Genomic DNA, 23,810 nt, shown 5'->3' with positions numbered 1-23,810 from the left:
AAATTGACGACATTGGGTAATTGGTAGGGTGCTTAGCGTAATTCCTTGAAGGAAATAGCGCATGAAAAGCGCCTTTGCGTTGCCGAAGAGGGGCGGAACCTACTAACTTGCGCAGGCGTCCGCCCTCTGAAAACGAGAGAAAACCGAGGTGACCCGGCGTGGCCCTTCCTCCCCTCACTCCTGAACAGCGCGCCGCGGCTCTTGAGAAGGCCGCGAAGGCCAGAAAAGAGCGCGCGGAGGTCAAGCACCGCCTCAAGCACGGCGGTATCTCGCTGACCGAGGTCCTCAAGCTCGGCCAGACCAACGAGGTCATCGGCAAGATGAAGGTCTCCGCCCTGCTCGAGTCGCTCCCCGGCGTAGGCAAAGTCCGCGCCAAGCAGATCATGGAGCGGCTCAACATCGCCGAGTCGCGGCGGATCCGCGGCCTGGGCGCCAACCAGCGTGCCGCGCTGGAAAGCGAATTCGGCGGCCAGTAGTTCAGGGGAGCTACGGCGCGCCCACTGTGCGCGCCGCTACTGTGTGGACCGGCTCGTCGCTGCACGGCGGTGACGAGCCGGTCCCCGTTGAACTGGTATAAAAAGATCCACCGCGGCGCGAAGCCGCGGCGACGAACCACCGTCCATCCCGTGCGCAGCGGGAGCCGGGAATCGGAGAATCAGTGCCTGTTGAGTCCGGAGCCGGTAACGACCAGCCGAAACGTCTCACAGTCCTGTCTGGTCCCTCCGGGGTAGGAAAGAGCACCGTCGTCAAAGAGCTGCGCCGCCGCCGTCCCGAAGTGTGGCTCTCGGTGTCGGTCACCACGCGGCCCCCGCGTCCCGGCGAGACCGACGGGGTCGAGTACTACTTCGTCGACGACGCCGAGTTCGACCGGCTGGTTGCCGAGAACGAACTGCTGGAGTGGGCCGAGTTCGCCGGCAACCGCTACGGCACCCCCCGCGAACCGGTGCTCAAGCGGCTCGCCGCCGGACAGCCCGTGCTGCTGGAGATCGATCTCAACGGCGCACGCCAGGTGCGCGCCAACATGCCCGACGCGTTCCTGGTGTTCCTCGCCCCGCCGTCCTGGGAGGAGCTGGTCCGCAGACTCACCGGGCGCGGCACCGAATCCCCCGAGGTCATCCAGCGCCGGTTGGAGACCGCCCGCATCGAACTCGCCGCCGAAAAAGAATTCGACGTCACCCTGGTCAACACGTCAGTACACGAAGTCTGCGACGAACTGCTAGCTTTGATAGCTGCGCCGTCAACACAGTGACCAGGCGCGTCCCGGGGCGCTCGGCCTGACCACTCCAGGCACGGGACCGCTGGAGCGGTCCGCGCCTCGCAACCTTCTTCCGTCCGCACTCCCGGCCGCCGCGCTGTGCGCGCGGGGCCGACCGATCGTCGAGGGGTTAGGCACCTTGGCTGGTACACCACCTGTTGCCGAAGGCATTACCAACCCGCCGATCGACGAGCTCCTCGAGGTCGTCGACAGCAAGTACAGCCTTGTCACCATGGCTGCCAAGCGGGCCCGGCAGATCAACGCCTACTACGCCCAGCTGGGCGAGGGGCTGCTGGAGTACGTGGGCCCGCTCGTCGAGACGCAGCCCCAGGAGAAGCCCCTGTCCATTGCGCTGCGCGAGATCCGGGAAGGACTCCTGACCGCGGAAACCCAGGAGGAAGCGTAGCCGTACCCGCTGCCGGCTTCCCCCGACCGGAGAACCTCACCCCGCCCGTTTCCGCCAGACGGGCGGTGGATAAGGTCACGGTCGGCGGGAAGCCGAACTAGTTGTGCAGCGACAAGAAGGGACGGTGCCACCGATGGCGGCTCAGCGCGCACCCCGGGTCGTTCTCGGTGTAGGCGGGGGGATCGCCGCCTACAAGGTCTGCGAACTGCTGCGCCGTCTCACCGAGTCCGGGCACCACGTCCGGGTGGTCCCCACCCGGGACGCGCTCCGCTTCGTGGGCGAGCCCACCTGGGCGGCGCTCTCCGGCCAGCCGGTCGCCACCGAGGTGTGGCAGGACGTGCACGAAGTCCCCCACGTGCGGCTGGGACAGCAGGCAGACCTCGTCTTCGTGGCTCCCGCCACCGCCGACCTGCTCGCCCGCGCCGCCCACGGCATGGCCGACGACCTGCTGACCAACACGCTGCTCACCGCGCGCTGTCCGGTCGTGTTCGCTCCCGCCATGCACACCGAGATGTGGGAGCACCCGGCCACCCAGCAGAATGTCGCCACGCTCCGCGCGCGCGGAGCGATCGTGCTGGAACCGGCGACGGGACGGCTGACCGGGGCCGACACCGGCAAAGGACGGCTGCCGGAGCCCGCCGAGCTGTTCGACGTGGCCCGCAGGGTGCTCGCCCGCGGCACCCTCGCCGCGGACCTGACCGGGCGGCACGTGGTGGTCTCCGCGGGCGGGACGCGGGAGGCCCTCGACCCGGTCCGCTTCCTGGGGAACCGGTCGAGCGGGCGGCAAGGGTACGCACTGGCCGCTACCGCGGTGGCGCGCGGCGCCCGCGTCACCCTCGTCTCTGCGAACGTGGCGCTTCCCGCCCCGGCAGGAGCCGACGTGATTCCGGTCACCTCGGCTGTGGAGATGCGCGAAGCAGTGCTGGCTGCGGCTGCCGACGCCGACGCGGTCGTCATGGCTGCCGCGGTCGCCGACTTCCGCCCCGACACGAAGGCCGCCGGGAAGATCAAGAAGACCGGGGGACCGCCCCCCACGATTACCCTCGTAGAGAACCCGGACATTCTCGCGGAACTCAGCCGGAACCGCCCCCGCAAGGACCAGGTCATCGTCGGCTTCGCCGCGGAAACGGAGAACGCGGTCGCCTACGGCCGCAATAAGCTCCAGCGCAAGGGGTGCGACCTGATCGTGGTCAACCAGGTCGGAGAGGGGATCGCGTTCGGCACCCCGGACAACGAGGCGGTGGTCCTCGACCGGGACGGCCGAGCCGTGGAGATCCCCCGCGGTCCTAAGGAAAACCTTGCCGACCGGGTATGGGATCTTGTCGTGGAACGTCTTGGCTCCGTGAGCAAAACCCCTGATACTGGGCGGTAGCACAATAGCTCGGCCAGCTCCGGAGGAGGTTTGCCGGGAGCCGGGGCGCGCGAGAAGTGCGCCACGATCCACAATCCGACCCGCACAATCGGTCCGGCATGTGCTGATCCCCACTACAGTGAACCAGTAAACCAACTGCGTCGGTCGGGAACAGCCGAGGCGCTCTCCCGGGCCCCCGGACCGGCCGGCACCGACAAGTCAGCCAGCAGCCGCTGCAAGGAGTCCCACACCGTGTCCCGTCGACTTTTCACCTCCGAGTCGGTCACCGAAGGCCACCCCGACAAGATCGCTGACCAGATCAGTGACGCGATCCTCGACTCGATGCTCAGGGATGACCCCCACAGCCGGGTCGCGGTGGAGACCCTCATCACGACCGGCCTGGTCCACGTCGCCGGCGAAGTGACCACATCCACCTACGTCGACATTCCCACCATCATCCGCGAGAAGATCCTGGAGATCGGCTACGACTCCTCGGCCAAGGGGTTCGACGGCGCCTCCTGCGGAGTGTCCGTGTCGATCGGCGGGCAGTCACCCGACATCGCCCAGGGCGTCGACAACGCCTACGAGGCCCGGGAGGAAGAGATCTTCGACGACCTCGACCGGCAGGGCGCAGGCGACCAAGGCCTCATGTTCGGCTACGCCAACAACGAGACCCCGGAGCTGATGCCGCTGCCGATCACGCTGGCCCACGCCCTGTCGCAGCGACTCGCTGAAGTGCGCCGCGACGGGACCATCCCCTACCTGCGGCCCGACGGCAAGACCCAGGTCACCGTGGAGTACGACGGGAACCGGCCCGTCCGGTTGGACACCGTGGTGGTCTCCAGCCAGCACGCGCCCGACATCGACCTGCGGGAACTGCTCACCCCGGACATCAAGGAGCACGTGGTCGACCCGGTAGTGGCCCGCTACAACCTGGAGGCCGACAACTACCGACTGCTCGTCAACCCCACCGGACGGTTCGAGATCGGCGGCCCGATGGGTGACGCCGGGCTGACCGGCCGCAAGATCATCGTCGACACCTACGGCGGCTACGCCCGCCACGGCGGTGGCGCGTTCTCCGGCAAGGACCCGTCCAAGGTGGACCGCTCCGCCGCGTACGCCACCCGCTGGGTCGCGAAGAACATCGTCGCCGCCGGGCTCGCCGACCGAGTCGAAGTCCAGGTCGCCTACGCGATCGGCAAAGCCCACCCGGTCGGCGTGTTCCTGGAGACCTTCGGCACCGAGAAGGTCGCCCCGGAGCAGTTGGAGAAGGCGGTGCTGGAGGTCTTCGACCTGCGTCCCGCCGCGATCATCCGCGACCTGGACCTGCTGCGCCCCATCTACTCCCAGACCTCGGTCTACGGCCACTTCGGCCGGGAGCTGCCCGACTTCACCTGGGAGCGCACCGACCGCGTCGACGCTCTCAAGGCTGCCGTGGGCGCCTGATCCAGAGTTTCCTGCCGTAACGCCGGTGGGGCCCCGTTACGGGACCCCACCGACGGTGGTGCCGGATCAACGCCGCGGGCTACCGGTGAACCGCGAGACGACGGACTTCTGCACCCACTCCAGCGGTCCGTACCGGAAGCGCCGCAGCCACAGCGAAGCGCCGACCAGCAGGCCCAGGCTGACCGCGGTCCACAGGCCCAACGTCCACCACGGCTGGGCCCCGCCCAGCTGGGCCGCGAGCCCCAACCCGAACCCGTAGCACAGCAGGGCGCACACCACGTTCTGGGCGATGTAGCCGCTCATAGCGGTGCGGCCCAGGGCGGAGAAGGCGTTCGCCACCACCCCGAATTTGGACAGGCGGTCCACGACGACCCCGATCAGGCCGATGTAGCCCACCGCCACCACGGGGGCAGCCACGTAGCGGTCGAGCAGGAACAGCTCAGCACCCCCGAGCGCGGTGGCGAGGTTCAGCGGAAGCCCCACACCCAGACCCCAGCAGGCCAGCCGGACCCGCAGCCGTCGGCCGGACACGTCCGGGTGGAACGCCCCGGCACGCAGCAGGCCCACGCCGATGAGGAAGAGCGCCACCAGCAGCCCGAAAGTGATGATCGGCTCGATGCGCAGCAGCAGCGCATGGTCCAGGCGGAACAGCACCTGCTCCAGGTAGCTTCCCTCGGCGTACAGCGCGGTGAGCTCAGCGGTTTCGCGGGCGCTCGGCTCCTGGACGTTGGCGGTAGCCAGCGCCGCGGTGACCAGCGTCATGAACAGCACGTGCCCGGTGGCCGCCGTCCACAGGACGATGCGGCGCGTCCGCGGAGAGCGGGTGAGCAGCCAGGCGACGACCAGGCCGGTCACCGCATACCCCATGAGCACGTCCCACGCGAACACCAGCACGAAGTGGAGGGCCCCCTCCACCAGCAGGAACAGGGCTCGGGCCAGGTACGTGCCCGGCCAGCGCCGGCCGCGGCGGGCCGCGGAACCGTATTGGATGGCGAGCCCAGCGCCGAACAGGATGGCCAGCAGGGCAAGGAACTTGCCGTTGGCGAGGAAACGGAAGACGCTCTCCACCACCTGCCCGACCCCGGAGGCCGACACCGTCAACTCGGTGGAATACAGCGGCGTGACCTCCCCCAGCGGGGCGGTGAACAGCCACACGTTCGTGGCGAGCGTGCCGAGGATCGCTGTCCCGCGCAGCACATCGAGCAGCGGCAGACGGCTGACAGGAGGAGAATCGTGGGCGAGCGCGGTCGATCGGTGTTCCGTTGCGGTCATGTGTCAGCGGCCCCTCTCGCATGCAAGTGACACCGCGATGATCGCGGGGCCGCGGTCCCCGGCACATCAGGAAGAGGAAGGAAACCGCGTACTACTTTCGGAGGACAGAGGCGGAGTGTGTGCCGGACCGTGCCGCCACTCCGCAAGGAAGCGCGGCACGGTGGCACGCCGCACTGCTGCTGCCCGGGGCAGCAGACCCCTGCCCGGACCCGGGGAAGGTCAGATCCGGACCACGGTGCTGCGCACGATCTCGAAGACCGGGTGGTGCACCGCCTCCCGTTCGAACTCTTCCAGGGACGCGTCCGGGCCGACCCGGAAATAGGGGCCGACGACGGCAGCACGAGGATGGTTGAGGTAGTCCCGCAAGACCGGGGCGGCCCGCTGCGGACCGACCTCTTCCACGCTGATCAGCTCAATCCAGCCACCGCGGCGCAGCGTCGCATACCCCTCTTTGCGGAGGTTGCGCACCCAGCCCACCTCCCCGTAGGGAGCGACCAGGAAACGGCCGTCGGTGTTGTCCACCACGCTGACGGGAACGGTGCGGAGGAACCCGGTCTTCGCCCCTCGAGTGGTGAGTAGATGCAGGTCCCGAGTGCCTAGTCCGTAGGCGACCGCCCCGCCGATGACGGCGTTGAGGACCCGCCGCACCCGGGTCATTCTGAACCGTTTCGTCCCGTGCTCCATCGCACCCCTTCCTCTCACACCCCTATTGTGGGGGGTGGTGGAATGCTTCGCCTCTGCGGCATACCCGGGCAATCCGCTACCGGAACGCGGAGATTCCGGTGACCGCCTGGCCGAGGCTGAGCGTGTGGATCTCCTCCGTGCCCTCGTAGGTGGCGACCGTCTCCAGGTTCAGCAGGTGCCGCAGCACCGGGTAGTCCAAGGTGATGCCGTTGGCGCCGTGCACGGATCGGGCCTTGGCGGCTACCCGCTGGGCCGCGGCCACGTTGGCGAGTTTGCCGAAACTCACCTGGTAGTGGTGGCATGCCCCCGCTTCTTTGAGCCGCCCCAAATGCAGGGCGGTCAGCGACGCCTGGTTGACGTCCACCACCATCTCCGCGAGTTTGCGCTGGGTGAGCTGGAACGCGGCGATGGGCTGGCCGAACTGTTCGCGGGAGGTGGCGTATTCCAGTGCTGCCTCGTAGCAGGCGCGGGCCGCGCCCGCCGCACCCCAGACGATGCCGTACCGGGCCTCGGTCAGGCACGACAGGGGAGCGCGCAGCCCTGCTGCGAGCGGCAGCCGCGCGGAGTCGGGGAGCCGGACCTCGTCCAAGGAGAGCGCGGCGGTGATCGACGCCCGCAGGGAGAGCTTGCGTTCAATCACCGTGGCCGTGAACCCGGGGGTGCCGGCGGGGACGAGGAACCCCCGGATCCCCTCTTCGGTGCCCGCCCACACCACGGCCACGTCGGCGACTGACCCGTTGGTGATCCACATCTTGGTGCCGGTGAGCACCCAGTCAGCACCCACCCGGCGGGCCCGGGTCCGCATCGCCCCGGGGTCGCTCCCCGAGTCCGGTTCCGTCAGGCCGAAGCAGCCGATCGCCTCCCCCGCGGCCATGCGGGGCAGCCACTGCTGCTTCTGTTCTTCCGAGCCGTAGCGGTGGATGGCGGTCATGGCGAGCGACCCCTGCACGGAGACGAAGCTGCGCAGCCCCGAGTCGACCGCTTCCAGCTCCCGGCAGGCCAGCCCGTAGGCGACCGCGCCCGCCCCCGGGCACCCGTACCCGTCCAAGTGCATGCCGAGCAGGCCGAGCTGCCCGAACTTCCGGGCTAGGCCGTGCGGGTCGGGGATTGTGCCGGCCGCAAACCATTCAGCGACGTGCGGCAGCAGCTCGCGACGGCCGAACTCGCGCACCGTGTCGCGCACAGCACGCTCCTCCGCGCTGAGCGAAGAGTCCACGGCCAGAAAATCCAGCGGGTCAGGGGCGGCAGGGCCGTGACTGGTGGACACGAGAACTCAACTCCTCCACACATTCGGACAGCGACAGCAGAACAGCACGGTACCGACTGGCCGGAATGGCGCGGTCAGTGGACGGGGTGCTGGACGACAGTGCCGCGCTCCACCAGGGCGGTGATGCGCTCCTCCGACAAGCCGAGCTCGCGGAGGACTTCCACCGAGTGCTGCCCCAGCAGCGGGGGAGGCAGCACGGCAGGACCGTGCTGCGGGGCTGCGCCGGTGAAGCGGAACCCGGGGCGGATCAGCTCCACTGCGCCCAGCACGGGGTGGTCGACGGTCATGGTCGCCTCATCCCCGGAGGCGTCGGCGGTGCGGAGCGCTTCAGCCACCCCGCGCACCTTCCCCACGGGCACCCCGGCGTCGCTCAACAGCGCGGTCCACTCCTCGGCGCTGCGCTTCGCCAAAGCGGCGGTGAGCTCCGCCACGAGGATGTCCCGGTGCGCGACCCGGTCCGCGTTGCGGCGGAACCGCGGATCCTCGGCGAGGTCGGGGCGCTCCACGACCGTGCACAGGGCGCGGTAGAGCGCGTCGTTGCCGGCGGCGATGATGATGTCGCCGTCAGCAGTGGGAAACGTCTGGTAGGGGACGATAGACGGGTGCGCGTGCCCGACCCGCTCCGGTTCTGCCCCGGTGACCAGCGCAGACTGGCCTACTTGGACGAGCGCGGAGAGCGCCGAGTTGAGCAGCGAGACGTGGATGTGCTCCCCGCGCCCCGTAGTGGCGCGCCGCACCAGGGCCGCGCAGACCGCGGTGGTGGCGTTGAGGCCGGTGAGCACATCCGCGAGCGGGATCCCGATCTTGGTGGGCCCGCCCTCCGGCGTGCCCGTGGTGCTCATCAGACCGCTCTCACCTTGGATGACCACGTCGAACCCGGGACGGTCGGGGCGGAGGTGCCCGGGACCGAACCCGCTGATCGAGCAGTAGACCACCCCGGGGTTGTCGGCGGCCACGTCGGCATACCCCAGGCCCAGCCGTTCGGCCGTGCCAGGCCGGAAGTTCTGCACGACCACGTCGGCCCGCGCACACAGGGTCCGCACCGCGGCCAGCCCGTCCGGGTCTTTGAGGTCGACGGCCAGGCTCCGCTTGCCCCGGTTGAGCGCGAGATAGTAGGCGGACTGGTCGCCCGCCCACGGCGGGCCCCATGCGCGGGTGTCGTCCCCGCGCTCGGGATGCTCCACTTTGACCACGTCCGCGCCCAGGTCGGCCAGCAGCATCGTGGCGTAGGGCCCGGCGAGTACCCGGGACAGGTCGGCGACGAGCATCCCGGAAAGCGGGGCGGAGGACGGGGCAGGCGGTGCGGTCACGGCCGGTCCTCCCCCGCACGCTGCGTGGTGCGCAGGTGCAGCCCGGACTCCAGGCAGCGGCGCAGCGCAGTGGCTAGGGCGGCACCGGACTGTCCCGCGTAGCGGGTCTGCACGCGGTGCACGATCTCCGCGAGGTCGTCGTAGATCGACAGGCCTTCGACGAGGACGCGGAAGAACTCCCGGGCCAGCTCGGTGATCAGGGTGCTGTCTGCGGCCACGATCCGGCCGGTGGACCGCTCTACCGCCAAGACGACACCGAGCCGTTCGTACTGGTGTCGGCCTGCCACGGTGTCCGGCAGCCGGGCGTATCCGGAAATGAGGACGACGTCAGGGTTGTCCAGGAGACGGCGTGCATGCTCAAGCACGAGCAAAGCCCTCTTTCATGACACAGGAAGGCATACGGGACTCTCGCGCTGGAGTCTCACGCCTGGCAGGACGTCGGCGGGAAGTAGTGCGGGACTTCTCGATGGCGTCCTCGGCGAGAGGGCAGGCTTTTTCAGTATGCCTGCGCGCCGCCGATCATTGTCAAGGGTCGGGGTTCCTAGAGAAATGCCCATAAGGCGGGGGCGGTGCGGCCGAAGAGCGGGTAGGCAGCATAGTGGGAAACACCGTGAGAATTGCCCGATAGGGGATTCTCCGCGGAGACGCTACGATCAGGAGGTCAGTGACCGAGGTCACGGTGGGCGAGCGCGGAGTTGAGCCACCCGCTCGTCGGCCGCGTCCTCGCCGGCCGACGGTTGGGGGAAGGTAATCGTGATCGAACAGCGGCAGGCACTGCCCTTCGACGACGAACCCCGCTCCCTGGGCGGGCACGCCCCCCGGGTGATCCCCCTCGACGACCACCGCACCGGCAGCCGCCCCCCGGCGGACGCCCAGAAACGCGCCCAGAACCTCCGCCTGGCCGAAGCCGAGCGCCGCTTCCTCACCCGCTGTCTCAGTTACCTCATCGTCGACGTGGGCATCCGGCAGTACGTGGATTTCGGGTCCCGGGTACCGCACACTACCGGGGTCCACGCCCTGGTCACGGAGCAGTGTCCCGACGCCCGCGTGGTGCAGGTCGGCATCGGAACCGCGGTGCCGCTGCATCCGCGGGCGTCGGCGCTTCAGCCCGCCATGCTCTGGCTGGAGCAGGTGCGCCCCGACGACGTGGCCGCGCACCTCAGCCTGCGCGGCCGTATCGACCTGGGGGAGCCGGTGGCAGTGCTCATCGACGTCGACCTGCTGCCTGGCGGGGACGTCCGCGACCTGGTCCCCGCGCTGCACCGCGTCCTGGCGCCCGGCAGCCACCTGGTGCTCCGCCAGCGCCCCGCCAACCCCGCCGACCCGTACGCCCGAGCGCTCGCCGCCGCGCTCTTCGACCCTTTCTGCCTGGTGGAACCGGGGGTGGCCGACCTCGCCTGGTGGCCCTACCCGGATGAGGAAGTCGTCGCTGAAGGAACCGGGATACTGGCCGGGCTGGCCCGCCGCTGCTGATCGGCGGTCACCTGGAGGCGCCCTGCTGTTCCCAGGAGCGCCACGTCTCCCGGTAGACCCGGACCAGCCAGGCGTCCGCCCACGCATGGTCGGCCTGATCGGGCAGGTCGGAACGGGCGATGAGGTCGACCAGCCGCTGCTCGTAGTCGGCGGCCACGTCCAGCACCTCGTCGCGGCTGTGCCGTCCTTGGCGCAGGTCCCGCAGCCAGGTCCGCCACGGTTCCCGCATCGGCAGGGTGAGACGTCCGGTCTCCAGCAGCTCCACCCCTTGGATGCCCAACCGGACCAGGTGGGCGGCGAATTTCACGTCGAAACCGTACCTGTCGACGAGCTCGGGACGGTTGGTGTGCCGTCCGCCGCGGCGGCCCAGCAGGCGGTCCCGCTGGTCGCGCAGATAGCCCAGGAACCGGCGGCCGGCAGTCCGGGACACGAACCGGTCCGCATGGGCCCGCAGCTCCCGTCCCACGTCGGTGATGCGGACGATCGCCGTGTCGGGCACGAACAGCGGGATCAGCACCGTGGGGTTGCCTGCCAACGCGAGCCGGGTCCATTTCCGCAGGGAGTACACGGTCACGTCGAGGTCGCCCGGACCGGAGCGGGACCCCTCGGGCTGGGTGCGGTAGAGGTACTGTTCGAACGAGCGCAGCCCGATGACGTATTCGGGCGGCTCGATGCACATGCCGATCTCGTCGCGGTCGCCGTGCCCGGGCACGGCAATGCCGTGGACTTCGGAGCCGACCTGGCACCGCAGCACGGTGCCGCGTTCGGCGATAGCGGCGAACTCCGGTGTGGAATGCTTCACGGGACCTCCCCGGGGGGCGGGCTCGGCCGCTGTGGCCGGGCTGGGCAGGAGACAGCGAGCGAAGCAGGCTACAGCACGTCGAGCGGGTCCACTCGCACGTGCACCGATTTTTCTTCCCGGCGGGCGCTGCGGGCCGCGCTCGCCGCTTTGAGGGCCGCGGACAGTTCCCGGGCCGCGGCCCGCCGGATGCGCAGCAGGGCGCGTTCGGTTCCGTCGGTGCCGACGGGGACCGGGCCGAGCAGTTCCGCTGCTTCGGGCAGGTCGAGCTGCGCGAGGAACTCCCGCACCCGCTCCGGGTCCCCCGTGACCGACGCCATGGTGACCGCGGGCGGGAAGCCGAGCTCCCGCCGTTCCGCGAGCTCCCGTTCCGCGAAAGCCGCCGGGCTCCACCGGATGAGCGCCTGCACGGCGGGGAGCGCCGCATCCGCCAGCACGACGACCTGGCCTCCCTCGGCTGCGGGGCGCACTAGCGCGGCAGCGTTGCACCAGCGGCGCAGCGCCTCCTCGGCGGCGCGCAGGTCGGCCCGTCCCAGCAGGGCCCAGCCGTCGAGCAGCACCGCCGCCGCATACCCTCCAGGCACTGTCGGCTCGGCTCCCGGTGTCGCCACGACCAGTGCCGGGGTGGCGGGGACTTCGGTGAGCACTTCGTCGCGGCCCGACGTGCGCACCGGCAGGGCAGGGAAGGCCCGCCCCAGTTCTTCGGCGGTGCGGCGCGCCCCCACCACGGTGGCGCGCAGCCGGGGGAATTCGCAGGACGGGCAGCGCCAGTCTCCGGCGATGTGCCCGCACCAGCGGCAGTAGGGGATGGCGTGGGCGCTGCGCAGGGCGAGCGGCCCCCGGCAGGCGGCGCAGCGGGCCGGAGTGCGGCAGCGGGCGCAGGCCAGCGCGTTGAGGTAGCCGCGCCGCGGCACCTGGAACAGGACGGGGCCGTGGCGTGCGGCCTGTCGGGCTACCCGCAGCGCGAGGCTCGGCAGCCGGGCCGTGCGGGCCGCCTCGTCGCGGGCGAGTTCCGCGTCGTCGCCCGCGGCTCGCACCAGGGGGGCGCGGCGCCGGACGAGGGCCCGGTCGGCGACGATCGGGTGCGCCCACCCCGATTCGACGAGGAGGGCGCTTTCCGCGGTCCGTGTGTGGGAGCCGATGAGGACCGCGGAGCGGCTGTAGTGGGCGCGCAGCGAGAGCACGGTGCGGGCGTGCGGATAGGGGGCGTGCGGGTCGCTGTGCACGTCGTCGCCGTCGTCCCACAGCACCACCAGGCCCAGGTCGCGGACGGGGGCGAACATGGCGGCGCGGGTGCCGACCACGACCCGCACGTGGCCGCGCAGGACCGACAGCCAGCGCCGGTAGCGTTCGGCGGGACCGAGCTCGGCGGTGAGCGCGACGTGGTGGCCGGGGCCGAGCCGCGCGGTCAGCGCTGCGTCGAGGCTCGCCACGTCGCGCCCGGTGGGCACGACGATGAGGACTCCGCGTCCCGCGACGGCCGCGGTGTGGGCGGCCGCCGCGATCGCGTCGCGCCACTGGGGCCCGGGCAGTGCGGTCCACACGGCGCGCGGGGCTCGCTGGTCGCGGAGTGCGGTGAGGAACGCCGGGCCGGTCGGATAGTCGGCCCAAGGCCCGGGGTCGGGGTCGGGTTCGGGGAGCGGGGGTGGTGGGGGCGGGGTGTGCGGGGTTTCTTTCTCGACGCGGGCGTGCCGGGGCGGGATGGCCAGCCGGAGCACGTCGCTGAGCGTGCCCGCGTAGTGGTCGGCGACGATCCGGGCCAGTGCGGCGATCTCCGGGGTGAGGACCGGTTCGGGGGAGACCACCTGGTGGAGGTAGGCCAGCCGGCCGGGGAAGTCGGAGGTGTCTGCCCGCTCGAGCAGGAAGCCGTCGAGCAGCTGCCCGTTGAAGCGGACCCGGACCCGGCAGCCGGGCACGGCGTCCTGGTCCAAGGATTCGGGGACCCGGTAGTCGAAGGGGTGGTCCAGGTGGGGCAGCGGGGTGTCCACGACGACGCGCGCCACGGACCGGGTGGGGGCTGGGCGGCGGCTGCGGGGACGCGAGGGCTTGGAGGCGCGCGGCGCTTCGAAGAGGGCTTCCTCAGCGGGATCGGTCTGGTCAGACATGGCTTCTCTGTCTTACCAGAGCCGCTGGTGGTGCAGCGGAGGTCACAAAAAAGGGGTGGCTTAGGCCCCAGCACGGCCTAAGCCACCCAGTGCACTGCCAGGAGGGGTCAGCTGGCGGCGCAGGTAAGGGTCGGAACAGAGTTGGAGTTGCCCTTAGAGCCGACGAAGCCGAACTCTGTGGAGGCTCCCTGGGAGAGCGTTCCGTTGTGGCCGACGTTCCGCGCGGTCACCGAGGAGCCGCTGGTGGACACGTCGGCGTTCCAGGCGTTGGTGATGGTCTGGCCGTCGGTGAAGGTCCACGTCACGGTCCAGCCGGTGATGTTCTGGTTCGCGGTGACCGTCACGGTCGCCTGGAAGCCGTCGTTCCACTCGTTGGCGATCGTGTACGTCGCCGTGCACGCCCCCGAGGAGCCGGGAGGCGGCGTGGGGGTCGGAGTGGGGGTGGGCGTCGGGTTGGGGTTCGGGTTGGGGTTGGTGCCGCCCGCGGCGATCGCCATCTCGTAGGCCGCCTGCGGGACGAACTGGCCGGCGCCGGCGATGCAGCCGTCGGCCTCACCCGGCAGCTTGATCCACAGGAAGGCGTCGATCATCGGGTCGCCGGTGTTGGTGGTGCTGGGCGTGCCGATGGCGCGTCCGCTGGGGTCGCACCACTCGTTACCGGCGGGGCCGTTGCCGTTGCGGCTGGTGTCGATGACCGCGCGCAGGGACGGGTTGCCGATGGCCGAGAGCACCGCCTTGGCGTAGGCGACCTCGTCAGCGGTCCACCGGTAGTTGGAGGTGTTGGTGGCGATACCGTGCGCGCTGTTGGAGATGTCGGCCTGCTGGAGCCAGGAAGCCATCTGTGCGGGCGAGTGCCACGCGGAGTGGCCGGCGTCGAAGTAGATCCGCGCCTGCGAGGACCCGGCCTTGAGGGCCTTGCCCGCGTACGCCATCGTCTCCAGGACTTCCTGCTGGACGTGCTGCATGCAGCTCGACATCAGCGAGATCAGGTCCGGTTCGACGATGATGTAGGCGGGACGGTTCTTCAGTCCGGCAGCGAATTCGTCGATCCAGGACCGGTAGGCGCTGTGACTGGGGGCGCCGCCGCTGCTGTGGTTGCCGCAGTCGCGGCCCGGGGCGTTGTACACGACCAGGATCGGGATCTTGCCGGCGGCCTGGGCGGCGCTCATGAGCGCGTCGACCTGGCCGGTGATCTGCCCGGGGTTGTGGTGGGCGAACCAGGTGCCCTGCGGCACGCTGGCGATCCGGTCGCGGATTACCGGGGTACGCGGGTCGTTGGGGTTGTTCCGCACCCATTCGGCGGAGGACATGTTGGGGTTGACGTAGAACGGAGAATCATTGGCCGCCGCTTGCGACGGGAAGGCCAGAGCAGCCGCGCTGACCAAGGCCGCCGCCGCGGCGCCCAGAAGAGCGCGAAGAGGTCTGGGGGACATTCGGGGCTCCTAACGAGCACAAGGCTCAAAAGAAGTGAGGGGCACGAAGAGGAGCGCATGGCTGGGAGCGCTCCCAGATCGTTTTCCGTTCGGACGATAACCATTGGCAAGGGAGCTGTAAAGACCGCGCCTACTCTCCGTTGCGGTTTTGTTCCTTGGTGAAACGGAGAACTCCCAAAGAAAGCCGTAAAAGCGACAAAATGGGTGAATGTCTAGGGTGACAAGGGGATTCAGACGTCAGATCATCCATATCGATAATGGGCGTCACAACGGAGTCGGAGGAAAATAGCAGAAAAAACGCGGAAACACAGGGGAAAACCCGTGGTGGTCGGAGGTAGGAGAACTCCGGAAACCCGCCGGAGAAAAACGCGTGGCGTAACTACCGGCCGGGCAGGGTAGTGCCGGGCAGCGGGAGGACACCGGCGCACTCCCCGACGCCGTGGCACAGCAGGACCGAGACACCCGCGAAGATCAATACGCTTGGACCACGGTCGGACAGAACCGGCAGCAGGAGAGCCCTGCGGTGCAGCGGCCGTGGTCTCACCATCGCGGATGAGGGGGTCGTACATGAGACTGGTCTTCGCGGGCACGCCCGAGGTGGCCGTGCCGTCCCTGGATGCGCTACTCGCCTCCGAGCACGAGGTCGTCGCGGTCGTGACCCGGCCCGATGCGGCCGCAGGACGGGGCCGCCGCCTCGTCGCCAGCCCGGTTGCGCGCCGCGCCGCCGAAGCCGGAATCGAAGTCCTCAAACCCGCGCGGGCCGACGACCCCGCCTTCCTCGACCGGCTCCGCGAGCTCGCCCCCGACTGCTGCCCTGTGGTGGCCTACGGCGCACTGCTCCGGCAAGAAGCCCTCGACATCCCCCGCTACGGCTGGGTCAACCTGCACTTCTCCCTGCTTCCCGCCTGGCGCGGCGCTGCCCCCGTGCAACACGCCATCCTGCACGGCGACGACATCACCGGAGCCACCACCTTCCAGATCGAACGGGAACTCGACGCCGGCCCCGTCTACGGCACGGTCACCGAGCCCATCGGCCCCCGCGACACTAGCGGAGACCTGCTCGAACGCCTCGCGAAATCGGGCGCGGAACTCCTGGTGCGCACCATCGACGGCATCGCCAAGAACGAGCTCGTCCCCCGCCCGCAGGGCAGCGAAGGCGTCAGCTACGCCCCCAAACTCACCCCCGACGACGCCCGGGTCGACTTCACCGCCCCCGCCCTGCGCGTCGACCGCCTCATCCGCGCCTGCACCCCTGCCCCGGGCGCGTGGACCCGCTTCCGCGGTACCCGGATCAAACTCGGCCCCGTCGAACCCCTTCCCGACGCTGCACCCCTGCCCCCCGGCCAGCTCGTCGCCACCAGCCGGGACGTGCTGGTCGGCACCGCCACCCACCCGGTGCGGCTCGGCGAAGTCCAGCCGCAAGGCAAGAAAGCCATGCCCGCCGCCGACTGGGCCCGCGGTGCCCGGATCGGCGACGGGGAACGCTTCGGAGACGACTGAGAATGCCGAGGCAGACCGATACCCTCGTTGGTGAGGGACGTACCGCAAGACACAGCGTCACCACGATCAGGGACGAGGCGGCTCAACCGTGACCCAGAGATTCTCATCCCCGTACCGCACGACCCGGCGCAGCCCTCGCGGTTCCGCGTCGCGGACCCGCCCCCGGGACCCGGCCCGCCGCGTCGCCTACGACGTGCTGTACGCAGTCCAGACCCGCGACGCCTACGCCAACCTGCTGCTGCCCGTCCTCCTCCGCGAACGGGGGATCACCGGACGGGACGCCGGGCTCGCCACCGAGCTGACCTACGGGACTCTGCGCCTCCAAGGCTCCTACGACGCTGTCCTGGACGCCTGCGTGGACCGCTCCCTGCGCTCCGTCGACACCGAAGTCCTCCCCCTGCTGCGCATGGGCGCCCACCAACTGCTGTCCATGGACGTCCCCCCGCACGCCGCGGTCAGCAGCACCGTCGACCTGGCCCGCCGGATCGTCGGCCACCACCGCGCCAGATTCGTCAACGCGGTCCTGCGCAAAGTCACCGCACGCGACCTCACCGGATGGCTGAGCGTGCTCGCCCCCGACCGGAAGACCGACCCTGTCGGACACCTCGCGATCACCCACAGCCATCCCCGCTGGGTGGTCCAGGCGTTCGCGGAAGCGCTCGGCGACGAGACCAGCAGCGGCCTGAAAGAGACCGAACGGCTCCTCACCGCCCACAACGAGCGGCCCCGCGTCACCCTGCTCGCCAAACCCGGGCGCGCCACCGTCACCGACCTGGTCGACGAAGGCGCTGTCGCCGCCCGCTACTCGCCGTACGGGGCGGTCCTCCCGGAAGGGGACCCCGGCATGCTGCGCCTGGTCCGCCAAGGCCGCGCCGTCGTGCAGGACGAAGCCAGCCAGCTCGTCGCTCTGGCCCTGAGCCGGGTGCCGGTCTCCGGCCCTGACCAGCAGTGGTTGGACATGTGCGCCGGACCGGGCGGAAAAGCCGCCCTCATGGCCGGACTCGTGGGGGAGCGCGGCGGACGCCTGCTCGCCGCCGAAGTGCAGCCCGCACGGGCCGGACTGGTCGCCCGCGCCGTCCACCGGTCGCTCGGCAACTCCGCCCGCGTCATCGTGGCCGACTCCACCCAGCCGCCGTGGCGGGACGGCATTTTCGACCGGGTGCTCGTCGACGCGCCGTGCACCGGCCTGGGCGCGCTGCGCCGCCGCCCCGAGTCGCGGTGGCGGCGCACCCCGGAGAACCTCGCCGAACTCGTCCCGCTGCAGCGCGCCCTGCTCAACCGGGCCCTGGACGCGGTCCGCCCCGGCGGAGTGGTCGGCTACGTCACCTGCTCACCGCACCTCGCGGAGACCCGCGGCGTCGTTACCGACGTCCTCGCCGGACGCGACGACGCGGACCTGCTCAACGCTGCCCGCCACCTGCCGGAAGTCCCCGACGTCGCCGCCGACCGCTTCGTGCAGTTCTGGCCGCACCGTCACGGCACCGACGCGATGTTCCTGGCGCTGCTGCGGAAACGCTGAGCCGGTCTGACCTTGAGATTCGGCCCCAATACACTCTCCTTCCGTGGCAATCCAGATCTCACCCAGCATCCTTTCCGCCGACTTCGCGCGCCTGGCCGACGAAGTCGAGGCCGTCGCCGGTGCCGCCGACTGGCTGCACGTCGACGTCATGGACAACCATTTCGTGCCCAACCTGACCTTGGGCCTGCCCGTCGTGGAGTCCTTGCTCAAGGTGGCGCCGCTGCCGTTGGACTGCCATCTGATGATCGAGGACCCGGACCGGTGGGCCCCGGCCTACGCCGAAGTGGGCGCGCAGAGCGTCACCATCCACGCCGAAGCCGCCAAGGCGCCGGTACGCACGCTCCGGGCGATCCGTGCGGCCGGGGCCCGCGCCGGGCTGGCACTCAACCCCGCCACCCCGGTCGACGGGTACGCCGACCTCCTGGGTGAGATCGACATGCTGCTGGTCATGACGGTCGAACCCGGTTTCGGCGGCCAGAAGTTCCTCGACCTCGTGCTGCCGAAGATCCGCCGCGCCCGCGAACTCATCCGCAACGCCGACGCTTCGGTGTGGCTCCAGGTCGACGGCGGAGTGAGCGCGGAGACGATCGAACGGTGCGCGGAAGCCGGGGCCGACGTCTTCGTGGCAGGCTCCGCGGTCTACGGCGAAAAAGACCCGGCGGCCGCCGTCGAGCACCTGCGCGCCCTCGCAGAGCGGGCCACCGCCCGCTAGACCCGCGGTCGGACCGGCTCCCGCACCCGACTGGTCCGACCACCGCGGCATCCCGCCCGCACGATCCGTTTCCTTTCCGTCACTTTTGTTGCAGGTGATGAACGCAATAAGAACAAAAAGTATTTTTCCTGCAACGAAGAGTGAATAGTGCGGGATTCGGTTCCCCACCCTGGTCTGGCCGCGGAATACCCCTCCGTGGCACACTGTTGGGCAAGAAGTACACACGCGTGCTCCGGGGTCGGTGAAAGTCCGAACCGGCGGTGACAGTCCGCGACCCAGTCGAAGCCATCGGCTGGTGGAACCGGTGAAACTCCGGTACCGACGGTGAAAGTCCGGATGGGAGGTAGTACGTGGTGGATCTGTGCGGTACTCGCTGCTGTGTGCCGCGGCAGTCCGATGGCGTCTGATGCCGCCTTACCCCGGAGCCTGACCTGGCTAGGGGGAAGGCTCTCGCATGTTCACCGGCATCGTTGAAGAACTCGGCACGGTTGTCGAGGTCACCCCGGTGGGATCGGATTCCGCGGATGCGATCCGGCTCACCATCCACGGTCCTGACGTCACCTCAGACGCGTCTCCCGGCGATTCCATCGCGGTCAACGGGGTCTGCCTGACCGTGACCGAACTGGCCGACGGCCGGTTCAGCGCCGACGTGATGAAGGAGACCCTGGACCGCTCCAACTTGGGCGCGCTCACCGTCGGCTCCCCGGTGAACCTGGAACGCGCCCTCAAAGTCTCCTCCCGGCTCGGCGGCCACATCGTCCAAGGGCACGTGGACGGCACCGGCGTCGTCACCGAGCGGGTTCCCGGCACGGACTGGGAAACCGTCACCTTCTCCCTGCCCGCCCGCCTGTCCCGCTACGTGGTGGAAAAAGGGTCCATCGCCGTGGACGGGGTGAGCCTCACCGTTGCCGCCTGCACCGACTCCTCGTTCACGGTCAGCCTGATCCCTACCACGCTGCAAGCCACCACCCTCGGGTTCGCCACGGTAGGCACGAAAGTCAACATCGAGGTCGACACCCTGGCCAAATACGTGGAGCGCCTGCTGGGCGACCGGGTGGGCGGTATCCGATGAGCGGCCCCGGCAGCGCATGGCTGGAGTGGGCCTACGCCGGGTTCACGCTGTTCGGTGAGCATGTCCGCTGGGCCGACCTGATCGGCAACCTCGCGGCCCTGGCCACCGTGGCGCTGGCGATCCGCCGCACCCTGTGGACCTGGCCCGTCCAGCTCACCGGCACGTTCCTGCTCTTCGTGGTCTCGGTCGACGCCCACCTGGTCGGCAACGCGCTCAAACAGGTGGTCGTCGCGGGGCTCGCCGTCTACGGGTGGTACCGCTGGGCGCGCGGAATCCGCGACGAAGGAGACCTCGCGGTACGCCCCGCCCACCGGGCAGAACGACTCCGCCTGATCGCCGTCCTGGCCGGAGGAACCGCCGCCGTGGGCTGGTTCTTCACCGTCACCGGCTGGTCCTGGGCGCCGTGGCTGGACGCGTTCATCTTCGTGGGAAGCGCAGTGGCGATGTACGCCCAAAGCCGCGGGCTCGTCGACTTCTGGGTGGTGTGGATCGTCGTGGACATGGTGGGCATCCCCATCACCGTGCTGTCCGGCCTGTGGGTGAGCGGTGTCGTCTACGGCGTGTTCTTCGTGCTCGCCGTCCTCGGGCTCCGCAACTGGATGCGCCACTACCGGGCCCGCCGCAACGCTGAGGCCCCAGCAGTGCACTCGTTCGCCTGACCGTCGTGACCTACCGTTCCTGCCGCACAGAGGAGTTTGCCGTGAACCGCACCGCCAGCCCCATCCCGCTGGACGACATCGACGAGGCGCTCAAAGCCATCGCCGCGGGACGCCCGGTCGTCGTCGTGGACGACGCCGACCGGGAGAACGAGGGCGACCTGGTCTTCGCCGCCGATGCGGCCACCCCCGAACTGCTGGCCTTCATGATCCGCCACACCTCCGGGGTGGTGTGCGTGCCGATGCTTGGCGAAGACCTGGACCGGCTCAACCTGCCGTTGATGACACCGCGCAACGAGGACCGGCTGCACACCGCCTACACCGTGACCGTGGACGCCCGTACCGGGGTGCACACCGGCATCTCCGCCGCGGACCGTGCCCGCACGATCCGGCTGCTCGCCGACGAGGCCAGCGAGCCCGGCGACTTCGTCCGGCCCGGCCACATCTTCCCCCTGCGCTACCGTCCCGGCGGGGTGCTGGTGCGGCGCGGGCACACCGAAGCCGCCGTGGACCTGGCCCGGCTCGCTGGCCGCCGCCCCGCCGGGGTGATCGCGGAGATCGTCAACGACGACGGCACCATGGCCCGGCTGCCGGAACTCCGCGCCTTCGCCGACGAGCACGGCCTCGCCCTGGTCTCCATCGAACAGCTCGTGGCCTACCGCCGCCGCACGGAGACCCTCATCGAACGGGTCGTGGAGACCCGGATCCCCAACCGCTACGGCGAATGGCGGGCGGTCGGCTACCGCTCCGTCGTGGACGACTCCGAGCACGTGGCCCTCGTCTACGGCGACCTCGGCACCGGGGAGCGGGCGCTGGTCCGGCTCCACTCTGAATGCCTCACCGGGGACGCGTTCGGCTCGTACCGCTGCGACTGCGGCGACCAGTTGGACGCGGCCATGGCGCGGATCGCCCAAACCGGTGCCGGAGTGATCGTCTACCAGCGCGGCCACGAAGGCCGCGGCATCGGCCTGCTGCACAAGCTCCGCGCCTACCGGCTCCAAGACCAGGGTGCGGACACGGTGGACGCCAACCTGCAACTGGGGCTGCCCGCCGATGCCCGCGAATTCGGCACCGGAGCGCAGATCCTCCTCGACCTGGGCGTGCGGTCGGTGCGGCTGCTGAGCAATAACCCGGACAAGGCCGCCGGGCTGGCCGCGCACGGCGTCGTGGTCGACGAGCGGATCCCGCTCCCCGCCGCCATCACCCCCGACAACCTGCGCTACCTGCGTACGAAACGCGACCGTATGGGCCACGACCTGCCGGGTCTGGCCTCCTGACCGTGGTGGAGAGCAGTAACGATGAGCGGAGCTGGACGGCCTGAGTACACGGTAGACGCCCAAGGGCTGACCCTCGGGGTGGTCGCCACCCGGTGGAATGCCGAAGTCGTCGAACCGATGCTGGAGCGGGCCCTAGCCGCGGCTGAACAGTGCAAGGTGGCCGAGACGACGGTGGTGCGGGTCGCCGGAGCCGTGGAGATCCCCGTCGTCGCCCAGGAACTGGCCCGCACCCACGACGCCGTCGTGGCGCTGGGCGCGGTTATCCGCGGCGACACCCCCCACTTCGACTACGTGTGCCAGTCCTTCACCCACGGGCTGACCGAGGTGGCGCTGCGGACCGAGGTCCCCGTGGGCAACGGAGTACTGACCTGTGACACCCTGGAACAGGCACGGGACCGTGCCGGCCTCCCGGACAGCAAGGAAGACAAGGGATGGGAGGCTGCGGTAGCGGCACTCGACACCGCCCTCGTGCTCCGCAAACTCCGGGACGCACGAGGACAACGGGACGGACGGCCGCGGCCGACAACCACGTGACGGAAGAAGAGCACAGAGGGGAAGCCAGGCGTGCCGATCCAGGATGCGGGAGACAGGGGCATGGTGAACGGGATGAACCGGCAGGCGCCGCGTGCGCTGCCGGTGACCTTCCGACCACGCAACCTCCGCATCGTCGCCTACGGACTCGCCGCGCTCATCATGGCGACCATGGTGTTCCTCGCCGTCATCATGCCCCCGAACTGGGGGATCCAGGACCGCATCTCGCTGATCCTGGTGGGCGCGCTGATCGGGGGCGGGCTGCGTTTCCTGGCCCGGCCCCGGCTCGAGCTGACCGAGCACCGGGTGACCGTGGTCAATGTGATCCGCACCCACGTCCTGGTGTGGCCGGAGATCATCGACGCCCGAATGCCGGTGGGGGAGCCGTGGCCGAGTATCGACCTGGCCGACGGCTCCACCCTGGCGGTGATGGGGATCCAGAGCAACGACGGGGAACTGGCCCGGGCCTACCTCGAAGAGTTCCGGCACCACCTGCGGGAGCGCGGCGAAGCAGCAGAACCCAGCCGCGGCTGAGTCCGCGGGCGTCCCGGCCCCGGCCAGGGCGGTAGGGATCCTTCAATTCCTGTCATAACGAGGTAAAAACCTGGCCGAAACTGAGAACCTTCCGTGGAGCGGAAACGTCCTAAGGACATGGGCTCCAAACATTGGGGAAGGAAGTACCGCCATCAGAGCCGGATCGACCGGATCGTCATCACTCTGCTGTGGCTGACGATCATCGTCCTGGCGCTGACCTCGATCCTGACCTAGGAGCCCCGGAGCCGCGGACGCCCCGCATGACGTGCCGCGTCACTCCGGGGTAGAGGTGATGCCGAAGGACGACTCGATACTCTGCCCCGGGTCCAGCACGATCAGGTCGGTTCCGGTGACGAACGCATTGGGCGGGCAGGTCATCGGTTCGACAGCCAGATGGCGGCGGCGTTCCGGGCCGGGATAGTCGGCGGAGAACACTTGGAGCCACGGGTGGCTGTCATCGGCCCAGAGGCCGACGCACAGCTCCCCGGCGCTCAGCACCGTCCAGGAACGCCCCGCCTCGTCGAAGCGCAGGCCGGTGAACGCCGTGTCCAAGACGGTGGGGCCGACCTGCCGGGGAGTGCGGAAGTCGTAGTCGGTGCCGGCCACGGAGCGGACCGGTCCTGTGGGGATCATCCGCTCGTTGACGGGCTGCCATTCCGCGGCGGGAAGCTGCAGGGTGACCTCGTCGACCGGGAGTCCCAGAGTGAGGTAGTTGTGGCTGCCGTGGCCGTAGGGTGCCGGGCCGTCCCCCGTGTTCTGCGCCCCGATGCGGACGTGCAGCCCGTGGTCGGGGTCGAGGCTGTAGCACACCCAGAACTCCATGCGGAAGGGGTAGCCGGGCGCGCCGTCGAACGCAAGGGTGAAACGGACCGAGTCCGCGGTGATCTGGCTCGGCTGCCACAGGAGTGTGCTGGTCAGCCCATGGATCGCGTTGTCGAGTTCCGGTTCGGTGATCTCCAGTTGGTAGGTGGTCCCGCCAAAGGAGTACCGACCGTGGTCGATCCGGTTCGGCCAGGGGAGGAGGATCTGTCCCTGCGCGAGTTGGGGGCGGCCCTCCGGGTATCCCCAGACGAGTTCCCGCTCACCCCAGTGCAGCGTGCGCAGGGCGGCACCGAGCGGGTCGACTGTGGCGCGGTACTTTCCCGCTTCCAACGTGATAGCGGAATGCGAACCCTCGGCCATTTTCTGCACCAGTTCTCCGATTTGTG

The 23,810-nt window shown here is 69.7% G+C and carries 24 protein-coding genes and 1 riboswitch; of the genes, 15 read left to right on the top strand and 9 right to left on the bottom strand.

Features of this window, described 5'->3' with window-relative positions:
• Positions 1–158: 158 nt before the first annotated feature.
• The 5 genes from mihF to metK all read left to right on the top strand — a co-directional run bounded on the left by mihF (position 159) and on the right by metK (position 4,458).
• Positions 159–476, top strand: a complete 318-nt coding sequence (mihF, locus tag TF1_RS02330) for an integration host factor, actinobacterial type (RefSeq protein WP_011291508.1) — start codon at positions 159–161, stop codon at positions 474–476.
• A 182-nt stretch (positions 477–658) separates the two neighbouring features.
• A complete protein-coding gene (gene gmk / locus TF1_RS02325) occupies positions 659–1,249 on the top strand; it encodes a guanylate kinase (RefSeq protein WP_011291509.1) in 591 nt (196 codons plus the stop codon).
• A 145-nt stretch (positions 1,250–1,394) separates the two neighbouring features.
• Positions 1,395–1,661: a DNA-directed RNA polymerase subunit omega gene (gene rpoZ, locus TF1_RS02320; RefSeq protein WP_011291510.1), complete on the top strand. Its 267-nt coding sequence runs from the start codon at positions 1,395–1,397 to the stop codon at positions 1,659–1,661.
• 133 nt (positions 1,662–1,794) lie between these two features.
• Positions 1,795–3,033: a bifunctional phosphopantothenoylcysteine decarboxylase/phosphopantothenate--cysteine ligase CoaBC gene (gene coaBC / locus TF1_RS02315; RefSeq protein WP_011291511.1), complete on the top strand. Its 1,239-nt coding sequence runs from the start codon at positions 1,795–1,797 to the stop codon at positions 3,031–3,033.
• 231 nt (positions 3,034–3,264) lie between these two features.
• On the top strand, positions 3,265–4,458 hold the full coding sequence (metK, locus tag TF1_RS02310) for a methionine adenosyltransferase (protein WP_011291512.1): 1,194 nt from the start codon (positions 3,265–3,267) through the stop codon (positions 4,456–4,458).
• Positions 4,459–4,524: 66 nt separating this feature from the next.
• On the opposite strand, the gene TF1_RS02305 is transcribed toward metK, so the two are convergent.
• The 5 genes from TF1_RS02305 to TF1_RS02285 all read right to left on the bottom strand — a co-directional run bounded on the left by TF1_RS02305 (position 4,525) and on the right by TF1_RS02285 (position 9,362).
• The gene (locus TF1_RS02305) at positions 4,525–5,730 is read right to left on the bottom strand and encodes a DUF418 domain-containing protein (protein WP_011291513.1); all 1,206 of its coding nucleotides are present in this window, start codon (positions 5,728–5,730) and stop codon (positions 4,525–4,527) included.
• Positions 5,731–5,949: 219 nt separating this feature from the next.
• On the bottom strand, positions 5,950–6,414 hold the full coding sequence (locus TF1_RS02300; protein WP_011291514.1) for a nitroreductase/quinone reductase family protein: 465 nt from the start codon (positions 6,412–6,414) through the stop codon (positions 5,950–5,952).
• A gap of 76 nt (positions 6,415–6,490) precedes the next feature.
• Positions 6,491–7,681 carry an acyl-CoA dehydrogenase family protein gene (locus tag TF1_RS02295; RefSeq protein WP_011291515.1) on the bottom strand — a complete coding sequence of 397 codons (1,191 nt, stop codon included), beginning with the start codon at positions 7,679–7,681 and terminating at the stop codon, positions 6,491–6,493.
• Positions 7,682–7,755: 74 nt separating this feature from the next.
• A complete protein-coding gene (locus tag TF1_RS02290) occupies positions 7,756–8,991 on the bottom strand; it encodes a CaiB/BaiF CoA transferase family protein (protein WP_011291516.1) in 1,236 nt (411 codons plus the stop codon).
• Positions 8,988–9,362 carry a DUF3870 domain-containing protein gene (locus TF1_RS02285; protein WP_016188475.1) on the bottom strand — a complete coding sequence of 125 codons (375 nt, stop codon included), beginning with the start codon at positions 9,360–9,362 and terminating at the stop codon, positions 8,988–8,990. Before TF1_RS02285 ends, TF1_RS02290 begins: the two co-directional genes overlap by 4 nt.
• A gap of 382 nt (positions 9,363–9,744) precedes the next feature.
• On the opposite strand from TF1_RS02285, the gene TF1_RS02280 reads away from it, so the two are divergent.
• Positions 9,745–10,464 (top strand): SAM-dependent methyltransferase, encoded by a 720-nt coding sequence (locus tag TF1_RS02280; RefSeq protein WP_011291518.1) that lies wholly within the window; start codon positions 9,745–9,747, stop codon positions 10,462–10,464.
• A 7-nt stretch (positions 10,465–10,471) separates the two neighbouring features.
• Here TF1_RS02280 and TF1_RS02275 read toward each other — a convergent pair whose 3' ends face one another.
• From TF1_RS02275 to TF1_RS02265, 3 genes are all read right to left on the bottom strand, one after another.
• A complete protein-coding gene (locus tag TF1_RS02275; RefSeq protein ID WP_011291519.1) occupies positions 10,472–11,266 on the bottom strand; it encodes a nucleotidyltransferase domain-containing protein in 795 nt (264 codons plus the stop codon).
• A 68-nt stretch (positions 11,267–11,334) separates the two neighbouring features.
• Positions 11,335–13,368 (bottom strand): primosomal protein N', encoded by a 2,034-nt coding sequence (locus TF1_RS02270; RefSeq protein WP_011291520.1) that lies wholly within the window; start codon positions 13,366–13,368, stop codon positions 11,335–11,337.
• 107 nt (positions 13,369–13,475) lie between these two features.
• Entirely contained in the window at positions 13,476–14,801 is a 1,326-nt protein-coding gene (locus TF1_RS02265) for a glycoside hydrolase family 6 protein (protein ID WP_011291521.1), read from the bottom strand.
• Positions 14,802–15,368: 567 nt separating this feature from the next.
• Here TF1_RS02265 and fmt point away from each other — a divergent pair.
• The 9 genes from fmt to TF1_RS16095 all read left to right on the top strand — a co-directional run bounded on the left by fmt (position 15,369) and on the right by TF1_RS16095 (position 22,836).
• Positions 15,369–16,301: a methionyl-tRNA formyltransferase gene (gene fmt, locus TF1_RS02260; protein WP_011291522.1), complete on the top strand. Its 933-nt coding sequence runs from the start codon at positions 15,369–15,371 to the stop codon at positions 16,299–16,301.
• An 88-nt stretch (positions 16,302–16,389) separates the two neighbouring features.
• Positions 16,390–17,820, top strand: a complete 1,431-nt coding sequence (locus TF1_RS02255) for an RsmB/NOP family class I SAM-dependent RNA methyltransferase (RefSeq protein ID WP_011291523.1) — start codon at positions 16,390–16,392, stop codon at positions 17,818–17,820.
• A gap of 43 nt (positions 17,821–17,863) precedes the next feature.
• Positions 17,864–18,532, top strand: a complete 669-nt coding sequence (gene rpe / locus TF1_RS02250) for a ribulose-phosphate 3-epimerase (protein WP_011291524.1) — start codon at positions 17,864–17,866, stop codon at positions 18,530–18,532.
• Between the two features lie 223 nt (positions 18,533–18,755).
• A riboswitch (FMN riboswitch) is annotated at positions 18,756–18,886 on the top strand.
• A 100-nt stretch (positions 18,887–18,986) separates the two neighbouring features.
• Positions 18,987–19,604, top strand: a complete 618-nt coding sequence (locus TF1_RS02245; protein ID WP_011291525.1) for a riboflavin synthase — start codon at positions 18,987–18,989, stop codon at positions 19,602–19,604.
• The gene (gene pnuC / locus TF1_RS02240) at positions 19,601–20,263 is read left to right on the top strand and encodes a nicotinamide riboside transporter PnuC (protein WP_011291526.1); all 663 of its coding nucleotides are present in this window, start codon (positions 19,601–19,603) and stop codon (positions 20,261–20,263) included. Before TF1_RS02245 ends, pnuC begins: the two co-directional genes overlap by 4 nt.
• 41 nt (positions 20,264–20,304) lie before the next feature.
• Positions 20,305–21,537, top strand: coding sequence for a bifunctional 3,4-dihydroxy-2-butanone-4-phosphate synthase/GTP cyclohydrolase II (locus TF1_RS02235; protein WP_011291527.1), 1,233 nt, complete (start codon positions 20,305–20,307; stop codon positions 21,535–21,537).
• A gap of 21 nt (positions 21,538–21,558) precedes the next feature.
• Positions 21,559–22,071: a 6,7-dimethyl-8-ribityllumazine synthase gene (ribH, locus tag TF1_RS02230; RefSeq protein ID WP_011291528.1), complete on the top strand. Its 513-nt coding sequence runs from the start codon at positions 21,559–21,561 to the stop codon at positions 22,069–22,071.
• Positions 22,072–22,131: 60 nt separating this feature from the next.
• A complete protein-coding gene (locus tag TF1_RS02225) occupies positions 22,132–22,602 on the top strand; it encodes a PH domain-containing protein (RefSeq protein ID WP_011291529.1) in 471 nt (156 codons plus the stop codon).
• A 93-nt stretch (positions 22,603–22,695) separates the two neighbouring features.
• Positions 22,696–22,836, top strand: a complete 141-nt coding sequence (locus TF1_RS16095) for a hypothetical protein (protein WP_155983531.1) — start codon at positions 22,696–22,698, stop codon at positions 22,834–22,836.
• 39 nt (positions 22,837–22,875) lie between these two features.
• Here TF1_RS16095 and TF1_RS02220 read toward each other — a convergent pair whose 3' ends face one another.
• Positions 22,876–23,784 (bottom strand): aldose 1-epimerase family protein, encoded by a 909-nt coding sequence (locus tag TF1_RS02220; RefSeq protein ID WP_016188478.1) that lies wholly within the window; start codon positions 23,782–23,784, stop codon positions 22,876–22,878.
• Between the last annotated feature and the right edge of the window lie 26 nt (positions 23,785–23,810).

It is taken from the genome of Thermobifida fusca NBRC 14071 = JCM 3263 (assembly GCF_001592045.1).
Lineage (GTDB): Bacteria > Actinomycetota > Actinomycetes > Streptosporangiales > Streptosporangiaceae > Thermobifida > Thermobifida fusca.
The sequence above is the reverse complement of the archived record's forward strand: the minus strand, read 5'-3'. Positions and strand labels throughout refer to the sequence as shown.